Annotated in this window: 8 protein-coding genes, 1 tRNA gene and 1 pseudogene; 4 read left to right on the forward strand and 6 right to left on the reverse strand. The window is 67.2% G+C overall.

The annotated features are described in order from the left end of the window. The 3 genes and pseudogenes from ACK41U_RS08030 to ACK41U_RS08040 all read right to left on the reverse strand — a co-directional run. Nucleotides 1-743 (reverse strand): annotated as a pseudogene (locus ACK41U_RS08030) (hypothetical protein); the annotation flags it as partial. Nucleotides 744-838: 95 nt separating this feature from the next. Further along, entirely contained in the window at nucleotides 839-964 is a 126-nt protein-coding gene (locus ACK41U_RS08035) for a hypothetical protein (protein WP_409678113.1), read from the reverse strand. Nucleotides 965-1,058: 94 nt separating this feature from the next. Further along, the gene (locus tag ACK41U_RS08040) at nucleotides 1,059-1,979 is read right to left on the reverse strand and encodes a calcium/sodium antiporter (RefSeq protein ID WP_409678115.1); all 921 of its coding nucleotides are present in this window, start codon (nucleotides 1,977-1,979) and stop codon (nucleotides 1,059-1,061) included. Nucleotides 1,980-2,205: 226 nt separating this feature from the next. Here ACK41U_RS08040 and ACK41U_RS08045 point away from each other — a divergent pair, with 226 nt between their 5' ends. Next, entirely contained in the window at nucleotides 2,206-3,174 is a 969-nt protein-coding gene (locus ACK41U_RS08045) for a DUF6635 family protein (RefSeq protein ID WP_409678118.1), read from the forward strand. A 254-nt stretch (nucleotides 3,175-3,428) separates the two neighbouring features. On the opposite strand, the gene ACK41U_RS08050 is transcribed toward ACK41U_RS08045, so the two are convergent. Further along, a tRNA-Leu gene (locus ACK41U_RS08050) sits at nucleotides 3,429-3,513 on the reverse strand. Between the two features lie 47 nt (nucleotides 3,514-3,560). After that, on the reverse strand, nucleotides 3,561-5,144 hold the full coding sequence (locus ACK41U_RS08055; protein ID WP_409678121.1) for an NAD(P)H-hydrate dehydratase: 1,584 nt from the start codon (nucleotides 5,142-5,144) through the stop codon (nucleotides 3,561-3,563). A 156-nt stretch (nucleotides 5,145-5,300) separates the two neighbouring features. Between ACK41U_RS08055 and ACK41U_RS08060 the strand changes: the two genes are divergently transcribed. After that, nucleotides 5,301-5,639: a P-II family nitrogen regulator gene (locus ACK41U_RS08060; protein WP_304616150.1), complete on the forward strand. Its 339-nt coding sequence runs from the start codon at nucleotides 5,301-5,303 to the stop codon at nucleotides 5,637-5,639. Nucleotides 5,640-5,738: 99 nt separating this feature from the next. Next, nucleotides 5,739-7,145 (forward strand): type I glutamate--ammonia ligase, encoded by a 1,407-nt coding sequence (glnA, locus tag ACK41U_RS08065; protein ID WP_409678124.1) that lies wholly within the window; start codon nucleotides 5,739-5,741, stop codon nucleotides 7,143-7,145. A 92-nt stretch (nucleotides 7,146-7,237) separates the two neighbouring features. Here glnA and ACK41U_RS08070 read toward each other — a convergent pair whose 3' ends face one another. After that, the gene (locus ACK41U_RS08070) at nucleotides 7,238-8,305 is read right to left on the reverse strand and encodes an alkene reductase (protein WP_409678127.1); all 1,068 of its coding nucleotides are present in this window, start codon (nucleotides 8,303-8,305) and stop codon (nucleotides 7,238-7,240) included. Nucleotides 8,306-8,452: 147 nt separating this feature from the next. Here ACK41U_RS08070 and ACK41U_RS08075 point away from each other — a divergent pair, with 147 nt between their 5' ends. After that, complete coding sequence (locus tag ACK41U_RS08075) at nucleotides 8,453-11,143, forward strand: cation:proton antiporter (RefSeq protein ID WP_409678130.1); 2,691 nt, start codon at nucleotides 8,453-8,455, stop codon at nucleotides 11,141-11,143. Nucleotides 11,144-11,167 lie beyond the last annotated feature (24 nt).

The raw sequence follows: 11,167 nt of genomic DNA on the forward strand, positions 1-11,167 counted from the left end.
CGCATCCGCGACAGGATCACATTGCCCTGCGCGAACTGATCCTCGATCGGGGCGGCGATGCCGTCCAGCTGGGTCTCCAGCGCCTGCAGCTCGGTGCCCTTCTGGGTCAGCACGCGAAAGACCGCGCCGCGCCCGGAAAAGCCGGACAGCACGCCGCCCTCTTCCTGTTCGGACAGATCCTGAAAGCTTTGGCGCACGCGCGAGACGTCGCGGGTCAGCGACTGGCCCGCCACGGCATTGGCATGGGCGCGTTCCAGCGCGGTCTGGTATTGCTGAACGGTGGTCGCCATATGCGTTTCCATCGCCGCACTGCCCGCCAGCGCCGCCGCATTCAGCCACGACGACATGGCGATGATGGCCAGCGAGCCAAGTGCCATGGTCAGCATCAGCCCGATGCGCGACGGCGCGCCGCGCACCGCAGGCAGCAGCCGCAGCATATAGGACCAGAAGACAAAGATCCCCACCGACACGGCGATGGAATAGGCCAGCGCCGCGAAGGTGGTCCACAGGCCGGGTTCCTGCAGCAAGGTGCGCACGCCCAGATAGGTATAGATGCCCGACGCCGCCGACAGCACGCCAAGCGCGGTCGAGGTAAAGCTGTCCAGCCAGTCCAGATGCCGCTCCAGCTCGCGCGCATAGCGGTTGCCGGGATCGTCGGGGCCCGAGCGGTGGGGGCCTGAGCGGTGGGGGCCTGAGCGGTGGGGGCCTGAGCGGTGGGGGGCAGGGTGGTCGGGCTGGTCCATGGGGCCTCGCGCTACGGGGATCACGCCGCAGGCGATACGCCAGATCAGCGGAAAACTCATCCCCGCAGCGGCGCGCGGGCATCACGCGTGCGGCATCAGCCGCACCTGGCGGCAGGCGCCCCGGACAGGCCGGGGCGACTGTCGCCAAGGGGCTCGGCCTGCGCAACAGAGGTCAGGGCGGCAAGGCAGGCGGCGCCGGGGATCAGCAGAGTCTTTTGCATCGTCATTCTCCTCGGACTGCATCCGGGGCGGCCTGGCAGGAAAACATGACAGCCCGGACACAGAACCGGAACGAACCGCCCGACGGGTCGGGCGTCAGCCCTGAGCGGCCCAGATATAGGCCATATAGCCCGCCAGCATGACCACACCGACCCCGCGCCCGATCACCGGCCGGGTCAGTAGCAATGCGGTCAGCACGATCGACACGGCGATCATCACCGGCAGATCGAAGGTCAGGAACCGCGACGCCACCGGGATCGGGGCGACCAGCGCCGTGACCCCCAGAATGCCCAGCACGTTGAAGATGTTCGAGCCGACAATATTGCCGATCGCGATCTCGGACTGGCGGCGCAGCGCGGCGATCAGCGAGGTTGCCAGCTCGGGCAGCGATGTGCCCACGGCCACGATGGTCAGGCCGATGAAGGCCTCGGATATGCCATAGCCGCGCGCGATCGAGACGGCCCCGTCGACCAGAAACCGCGCGCCGGTCATCAGGGCGACCAGCCCCGCCAGCACCCACAGGACCGACACCCGCATCGGGGCGGGGGGCGAGGCATCCCCGGACCCGGTCACAGCCTCGCCCGGCTGGCGATAGGCCCAGACCAGATAGGCCACCAGCCCGGCAACCAGTGCCATGCCAGCGACCCGGCCCATCTGTCCCGTGGCGAAGACCGGCACCAGCACCAGGGCCGCGGCCATCATCACGCCCGTATCGCGGCGCAGCGTCGATCCCATGACCCTGATCGGCCAGACCAGCGCCGACAGGCCGATGATCAGCAGAATATTGGCGATGTTCGAGCCGACGATGTTGCCAAGCGCAATATCGGGGACACCCCGCAACGCCGCATCGACCGAGACCAGAAGCTCTGGCGTCGAGGTGCCGAACCCGACCACGGTCAGGCCGATCAGCAGCGGAGGGATCGCCATGCGCCGGGCAATGCCGACGCTGCCGCGCACCAGCGCCTCGCCACCGAAGAACAGTCCGATCAGCCCCGCAAAAAGATAGAAATAGTCCACGCCGATTGCCCCCGCCGGACAAGTGGTCCGCCCCATGCACGGATCTGTGTGTCCGGCGATCGCGCCGCAAGGCGCACCGCAAATTAAACCTGCGGGATGTGTCGCCGAAAAGAATCCTCGTCAACGCCCTTGTGGCCGGGCCGATCCGGCCCAAGATCACCGGGACAGAACAGCGCAGCCCCGTCGGTTGCGGCTGCTTGCGGAAAGGAGTTGGTGGGTCACCATCATGGTCTCGACATCACCTCTCGCGGCGGCAGCTGATGACGCGGCCCGATCCGCAAGCGCCGCATATTTCGCAGGCCGCCGCGCCAGCGCAGACGATTTCGTGGCCCGGCATTTCACCTGGCCCGGAACGCTGCGCCTGCACGGCGCGGCACTTGGCTGGGATATTCTGCGGGCGCCGGTCAACGTGGTCCTGTCGCCGGTTCTGGTACTGACCCGTCTGGCCGCGCATCTGTGCCGCCGCGTGGGATGGCGGCGACCGGGTGACTGGCTGGCCCGGCGGCGGATCCTGCTGCGCACCTCGGTCGCGGCGCGGGTCGAGGCGCTGATCGTGACCGACCTGCTGGATCTGCCGCTGCACGAGGGTGCTGCCGCCCGCGACGCTGCGGCTCTGGCCCGCGCCGTTCTGGCGGCGCCGCAGTTCCGCGAGATGATCCGCACGCGTCAGGACGCCGCCGACGCCCAGGCGCCTGGCCGACGCATCGCCGCCGCGCTTGGCGAATATGCGGGCACACGCTCGGCCGTGGCCGAGATGACGACGGCCCTTTTCACGCTTCTGGTCGGGGCGCTGGTCTTTCACGCGTTGACGCCGGGGATGATCTCGATGGCACCGGGCATCGCCGAGGCCATGGCCCGCACCAGTGCGATCGAGGGCTTTCCGTTGGGTCAGACCCTGGGCGGGCTGTGGTACGGCGTGTTTTCGACGCAGGCATCGCCCTGGCTGGTGGGGGTCACGGTGGCGGGGCTTGTCATGATCAGCTCGGTCGTCGCGGCCTTTGCGGGCGTCTTTGCCGATCCGGTCCAGAGCCGTCTTGGCATCCATCGCCGGCGCCTGAACCGCCTGCTCGACACGCTGGAGACAGAGTTCGGCGGGCGCGGCCAGAAACCCTTTGTCGCGCGCGAGCATCTTTATGCGCGGGTCCTGGACCTGTGGGACGCCGCCGCCAGCGCGGTTCGTCTTTTCCGGAACTGACGGGCTGCGACTGCGCGCCCGGACACGGGGGCACGGCAGGGCACAGCAAGAAAGCGGCCCTTTTGCAGGGCCGCTTTCGGTCCCGGATCGCAGGTTTCATGCGTTGACTGCCCGCGGGCGATAGTCCCGCCAAGGCCGGCGCAAGGCCCGATCTGCAGGGCGAAAACGGCGTTTTGCGTCACGCGACGGGCCGGGCGGTTGTCCGGGACGGATGGTGCAATCTCAGCACGCTATAGCAATTGCTGGGAATTCGGTGGTGCGGGTGGAGGGACTTGAACCCCCACGCCTTGCGGCGCCAGAACCTAAATCTGGTGCGTCTGCCAATTTCGCCACACCCGCATCGGCGGCTTCCTAGCAAACCCCGGCGGCGCGCGCGAGGGGGAAATTCACAGCGCGGGAGGGCGCAGCATCTGTACCACAAGCTCGGGCAGATCGTCGGCGATCAGGCCCGGACCGTGCAGCGCCGCCGCTCCGGCATGCAGCAGGACGCCCAGCCGGGGCGCGCGATCGGGCGGGGCGCCGCGTGCCAGAAGCCCGGTGACAATTCCCGCCAGCACGTCACCGGACCCGGCCGTCGCCAGCGCCCCCAGATCCTGCCGTGAATGGATATGCGCGGTCGCGGCGGTGGCGATGACGCTGTCGGGGCCCTTCAGCAGGATTGTGGCGCCGCTGGCCTCTTGTGCGGCCCGCGCGGCGTCGAGACGCGAGAACGCGGGGCCGCGGTCCGGTGCGGCTGCCAGACGGGCGGCGATGTCGGGAAACAACCGCGCGAACTCGCCATCATGCGGGGTCAGGACGCAGCCTTCATGCAGCCGGGCAACCAGATCGGGGCGCCCCGCCAGCGCGGTCAGCGCGTCGGCGTCCAGCAGGCAGGGCCCGCCCCGCTCCAGCACGGCAGGCAGCAGCGACGCGGCCCGTGCAACCCCGCAGCCCGGTCCCAGACAGACCGCCGTGACACGGGCATCCGCCAGGGCCGCCGCCAGATCCCGAGCATCCTCGATCGGGCGCCGCATCAGCGCGTCAGGTGGGCCCGCATGTTCGGCCATCCCGCCCGCGGGCGGGCAGATCGTCACCAGCCCCGCACCGATGCGCAGCGCCGCCCGCGCCGCCAGCCGCGCGGCGCCGCCATGCCCCGGTCCGCCCGCGATGATCAGCGCATGGCCATGGCTGAATTTGTGGCCGCCCGATTTGCGCAGAAAGGGTGCCGCAACAGCCAGATCCTGCGCGGTCAGACGGTGCAGATCCGTGCGCAACATCCCCAGTTCGCGGGCCAGCCCGATCGTGGGGCAGACCACCTCGCCGCACAGATCCGGTCCCCGTGCCAGCAGATGTCCGGGCTTCAGCGCCTCGAACGTCACGGTCAGGTCGGCGGCGAGAACCAGATCGGGCCGGCCCAGAACCCGGCCGCTGTCAGCGCAGAGCCCGCTTGGCACGTCCACCGCCACGACATGATCTGCACCGGGCGCGTGGCGCGCCCCTCTGCCGGTGCTTGCAAGCGCGTCCCCGGCATAGCTCAGAAATTCTTCGAACGGGTCGAGGGGCCGGGTCAGGCCGGTGCCGAAAAGCGCATCGACCAGCAGATCGGACATGATCACCGGATCGCAGGTCAGGGGCAGGGGCTCGACCGGCCCCATCGACTGCCACTGGTCATGGGCCAGCGCGGCCTCGGGCGACAGGCGGGCGCGGTCGCCGCGAAACAGCACCCGCACCCGCCAGCCCCGCCCGGCCAGCAGCCGCGCGATCACGAACCCGTCGCCGCCATTGTTGCCCGGCCCACACAGAACCGTGGCCGCATGGGGGTCATGCGGGCGGTGATCGCGCAGCTTTGGCCAGCGCGCCAGAATCGCCGCGACGACCGCCTCGCCCGCCCGGCACATCAGATCAAAGGCCGTGATGCGGCCTGATGCCATCGCCTCGGATTCGATGGCGCGCATTTGGGCGGCAGTTATCACTTTCGAGCAGTCTGGCATTGTGTTTGCCTAATCGTTCATCTGTATGCTTAATTGATATGCAGTCAGGGCCGCGAAACGGTTTCCGCGGTCACCAGAGGATGCTGCCGCATTTACCCCGGGCTGGAAACCCGCCAAGCAAACGTCAAGGCAAGCCGCGAGGAAGGATCAATTGCGATGAAGAAGATCGAGGCGATCATCAAGCCGTTCAAGCTGGACGATGTGAAAGAGGCGCTGCAGGAGGTCGGAGTGCAGGGCCTTTCGGTCACCGAGGTCAAGGGCTTCGGTCGGCAGAAGGGACATACCGAACTTTATCGCGGCGCGGAATATGTGGTCGATTTCCTGCCCAAGGTGAAGATCGAGATGGTGCTGCCCGACGATCAGGTCGACGCCGCCATCGACGCGATCGTCAGCGCGGCGCGCACGGAAAAGATCGGCGACGGCAAGATTTTCGTTCTGCCTGTAGAGCAGGCGATCCGCATCCGCACGGGCGAGACCGGCGACGACGCCGTCTGAACGGCGCATACCGACATATAACAAGAAACGGACTCCAACAGGACTTCTGCGCCCGGCAGGCCATGGCCGCCGGGCCGCTACCACGAAGAAAGGGAAGAGATGAACGTCAAGGAACTTCTGCAACTGATCGAGGATGAGGACGTCGCCTATCTGGACGTGCGCTTCACCGATCCCAAGGGCAAGCTGCAGCACGTCACGCTGGACCGCGACCTGATCGACGAGGATTTCTTCGAGGAAGGCTTCATGTTTGACGGCAGCTCGATCGCGGGCTGGAAGTCGATCGACCAGTCGGACATGAAACTGATGCTCGACCCGTCCTCCGCCTATATTGATCCGTTCTATGCCGAAAAGACGATCTGCGTGCATTGCAACGTGGCCGAGCCTGACACGGGCGAGCCCTATTCGCGCGACCCGCGCGGCACCGCCGCCAAGGCCGAGGCCTATCTGAAATCCACCGGCATCGGCGACACCGCCTATTTCGGCCCCGAGGCCGAGTTCTTCATCTTTGACGACGTGCGCTATTCGGTCACGCCGCAGAAAGTGTCCTATCAGATCGACGCGGCGGATGCGGCGTGGAACACGGACACCGAATACGAGATGGGCAATACCGGTCACCGCGCAGCCCACAAGGGCGGCTATTTCCCGGTGAACCCGGTCGATGCGTCGCAGGACATCCGCGGCGAGATGCTTTCGACCATGAAGCGCATGGGCATGAAGGTCGACAAGCACCACCACGAGGTCGCCTCCGCGCAGCACGAGCTGGGGCTGATCTTTGGCGGACTGGTCGAGCAGGCCGACAATATCCAGAAATACAAATACGTCATCCACAACGTCGCCCATGCCTATGGCAAGTCGGTGACCTTCATGCCCAAGCCCATGAAGGGCGACAACGGGTCCGGGATGCACGTCAACATGTCGATCTGGAAGGACGGCAAGCCGCTGTTTGCAGGCGACAAATACGCCGACCTGTCGCAGGAGGCGCTGTATTTCATCGGCGGCATCCTGAAACATGCCAAGGCGCTGAATGCGCTGACCAACCCCTCGACCAACAGCTACAAGCGTCTGATCCCCGGCTTCGAGGCCCCGGTTCTGCGCGCCTATTCGGCCCGCAACCGCAGTGGCTGCGTTCGCATTCCGTGGACGGAAAGCCCCAAAGCCAAGCGCGTCGAAGCCCGCTTCCCCGATCCCTCGGCCAACCCCTATCTGTGCTTTGCGGCGCTGCTGATGGCGGGTCTGGACGGGATCAAGAACAAGATCGATCCCGGTGCGGCTTCGGACAAGGATCTGTACGATCTGCCGCCCGAGGAACTGGCCGAAATCCCGACCGTTTGCGGCTCGTTGCGCGAAGCGCTGGAAGAGCTGGAAAAGGACATGGACTTCCTGCTGGCGGGCGACGTGTTCACCCGTGATCAGCTGGAAGGCTACATGGCGCTGAAATGGGAAGAGGTCTATGCCTACGAGCATACCCCCCATCCGGTTGAATACGCGATGTATTACAGCTGCTGAGCCGGTAACATCCGGTCAACGATGTCCGAGGGACAGACAGGAAAGGGCGCCGCAAGGGCGCCCTTTTCACGTTCATGGCCGACAGTGGCGGATCACTCGGCCGCGATGCCGGTCAGGGCCGGGTAGTCGGTATAACCTTCGGCTCCGCCCGCGTAGAAGGTCGCGGGATTGTGGTCGTTCAGCGGCAGGCCCCGGCGAAACCGCTCGGGCAGGTCGGGCGTCGCGATGAAGTCGCGGCCAAAACCCACGGCATCGGCGCGGCCCTCGGCCAGCAGCGTTTCGGCGATTTCACGGGTCAGCCCCTCATTGGCAATGACCGGACCACCAAAGGTGTCGCGGATCACCGGCAGCAGGCTGTCATCGCCGGGATGTTCGCGCAGGAACAGGAACGCCACGCCGCGGTCGCGCATCTGGCGGGCGACATGGGTGAACAGGGCCACCGGATCGCTGTCCCCGACATCATGCGCATCGCCGCGCGGGGACAGGTGCACGCCCACGCGGTCGGGTGACCACGCAGCCGAGACCGCATCGGTGATCTCGCACAGCAGGCGGGCGCGGTTCTCGACCGGGCCGCCATAGTGATCGTCGCGCTGATTGCTGCGATCCTGCAGGAACTGGTCGATCAGATAGCCGTTGGCGGCGTGGATCTCGACCCCGTCAAAGCCCGCATGCCGGGCCCGGCGGGTGGCGTCGGCATAGGCCGCGACAATGGCGGGGATCTCGTCCGTCTCCAGCGCGCGGGGCGTCACGTAAGGGCGCATCGGGCGCAGCAGGCTGACATGGCCGCCGGGCTGGATCGCACTGGGCGCCACGGGCGTCTCGCCGTCCAGCAGCTGCGGGTCCGAGATGCGGCCCACATGCCACAGTTGCAGAAAGATCAGCCCGCCCCGCGCATGCACGGCCTCGGTCACGCGCGCCCAGCCAAGGGCCTGCGCATCCGACCAGATGCCCGGCGTCGCCTCATAGCCCACGCCCATGGGCATGACGCTGGTGGCCTCGGACACGATCAGCCCGGCGCCCGCGCGTTGGGCGTAATATTCGGCCATCAATTCATTGGGGATACGCGCCTCGCCCGCACGCGAGCGGGTCAGCGGCGCCATGACGATGCGGTTGCGCATGGTGACGGCGCCAAGCGTCAGGGGGTCAAATAGCGAAGTCATGAAAGTCCTTTCGGATGTGGGCCGGTTCTTATCCTCCCGCATCCCAGTTGTGCAGCCGACCGCCCGGTTTCAAGATGGCGCATCGCCCCGCAAGATTGTGACGGAGTGCTTGTTCCCTTCGCAAAACTCTGTCGTTATCTGAACATCATGGATCTTGTTCTTCTCACCAGTTTCACCGCACTGCTGTTTTTGCTGATCGCCGCTGCCGAGCCTCTCGCCGACCGACTTTCACTGCCCTACAGCGTGATTCTTGCCACGATCGGGATGCTGATCGGGGGCGGTGCCGTCTTTTTGCTGCGCAGCAATCTGACCGATGCGCTGAACCCGGTGGCCGAGACGATTCTGGCGCTGCCGATCCGGTCGAACGTCTTCATGTATGTCTTTCTGCCGACGCTGATCTTTCAGGCGACGCTGGAGATGAACGTGCGCCGGATGCTGGATGACTGGGTGCCGATCCTGACGCTGGCGGTGGTGGCGGTCGTGGTGGCAACGCTGACCATCGGCTATACGCTGGCATGGATCAGCGGGCTGCCGCTGATGGTCTGCCTGCTGGTGGGCTCGATCGTGTCCACCACCGATCCCTCGGCGGTGGTCAGCATCTTCCGGTCGATCTCGGCGCCGCGCCGTCTGGCGCGGATCATCGAGGGCGAAAGCCTGCTGAACGACGCGGCGGCGATTGCGCTGTTCGGGCTGTTCATGGGCTTTGTCATGCTGGGTGTGCCCAATCCCAGCCTGGCCGAGGCGCTTGGCCATTTCCCCGGTCTGATCTTTGGTGGCGTGCTGGCGGGTTGGGTGGTGGCGCGGCTGGCGCTGGCGCTGATGTCGATGTTTCACCGGTTCGAGATGGCGCAGATCTCGGTCTCGGTCGCGGTGCCCTATCTGGCCTATATCGGGGCCGAGCGGCTGCTGGGCGCCTCGGGCGTGATCGCGGTGGTGGCGGCGGCGCTGACGCTGAACCTGATGGGGCCGGGGCGGCTGGCGCCCGCCTTCTGGGTGAACCTGCGCGAGGTCTGGCGGCTGCTGGCGCATTGGGCCGGGGCGCTGATCTTCATTCTGGCGGCGCTGCTGATCCCGCGCCTGCTGGGCGAGGTGCGGGCGGGCGATCTGGCGCTGGTGGGCGTGGTGGTGCTGGCGGCCTTTGCCGCCCGCGCGGTGATCCTGTTTCTGCTGCTGCCGCTGCTGACCGGGCTGCGCCTGTCGCCCCGGATCGAGGGGCGCTACCGGGTCGCAATCATGTGGGGGGGCCTGCGCGGCGCCGTCACGCTGGCGCTGGCGCTGGCGGTGACCGAAAGCCTGCGCGTGCCGGTGGAAACCAAGCGCATCGTCGGCATTCTGGCCACCGGCTTCACGCTGTTTACGCTGCTGGTGCAGGGGACGACGCTGCGCTGGGTGATCAGCCTTCTGGGCCTTGACCGGCTGTCGCCGCTGGACCGGGCGCTGTCGAATCAGGTCGTGGCCGTCGCGTTGCAGACCGTGCGCGAGGCGGTGGCCAGCACCACCGAGAAATACGACCTGACGCGTGAGACGGTCCGCTCCGAGGCCAAGCGTTTCGCCGCCCGGCTGGACAAGGCGGTCGAACGTGCCGAGGCCGAGGACAATGCCGAGATCCTCGACCGCGACCGCATCACGCTTGGCCTGATCGCGCTGGCGGGCCATGAGCGCGATGTGATCCTGCAACGGGTGCGCGAACGCGCGATTTCCGCGCGGCTGTCGGAACGGGCGCTGTTTGACGCCGACCGGCTGATCGAGGGGGCGCGGCAGGGTGGCCGGACCGGCTATCAGCGGGCCGCGCGGGGCAGTCTCAGCTATGGCAGCGCCTTCCGGCTGGCGGCCTTTCTGCGCAACCGGCTGGGAATTTCGGCGCCGCTGGCCCGCATGACCGCTGACCGGTTCGAGACGCTGCTGGCCAAGCGGCTGATCCTGCGCGACCTGCACGCCTTCATCGACCGCCGCATCCGCCGCATTCACGGGCGGCGCGTGGCCGAACTGCTGCACGAATTGCTCAACCGCCGGATCGAGGCGGTGGAGACCGCGCTGGATGGTCTGCGCCTGCAATATCCCGGCTATGCCGAGGAACTGGAACGCCGCTTCATCCGCCGCACCGCGCTGCGGCTGGAGGAACGCGAATACAACGCCATGCGCGAAGACGGGCTGATCGGCACCGAGGTCCATACCGAGCTGATGGCCGACATCACCGACCGCCGCGCCCGGACCGAGCTGCGCCCGCGTCTGGATCTGGCGATGCGCCGCAACGAGCTGGCGCGCGTCTTTCCGCTGTTCGCCGATCTGGACGAGGCCGAGTTGCGCCGCCTCAGCCGCCAGCTGCGCACGCGCTATTTCAACGCGGGGCAAGTGATTACCCGCAAGGACACACCCGCCCGCAGCGTGTTCTTCGTGGCCTCGGGCGCCGTTGAACAAGAGGTCGCGGGCCAGACCACGCGGCTGGGCCGGGGCGAGATGTTCGGCCAGATGGGCGTGCTGACCGGGCGCATCCGCCGGGCCGAGGTGCGCGCCATCACCCCCAGCAGCCTGCTGATGCTGGACGAGACCGGATTCCGGCGGCTGCTGAAACGCTCGCCCAAGCTGCGCCGCGCGGTGCGCGACAGCGTGATGGGCAAGGCTTCGGCGGGCGAGGTGCTGCGGCTGCCCGAATTCCGGCTGGATGAGCGCGCGGAAGCGAAGGCAGAAGCGAAGGCCGGGGCGAAGGCAGAGGCAAAAGCGGCTGCATCCAGACCCGCCACGCCGCCGACCGATCCGCCCGCGCCGCCACCTCCACCAGCTTCGCCGCCACCTCCGCCGCCGTCCGAGCCGCTTGGCGACAGCCCGGCAAATCGTTAGACAGGCGCTTCACGACCACGACGA

It is taken from the genome of Paracoccus sp. (in: a-proteobacteria), assembly GCF_046289755.1.
GTDB lineage: Bacteria > Pseudomonadota > Alphaproteobacteria > Rhodobacterales > Rhodobacteraceae > Paracoccus.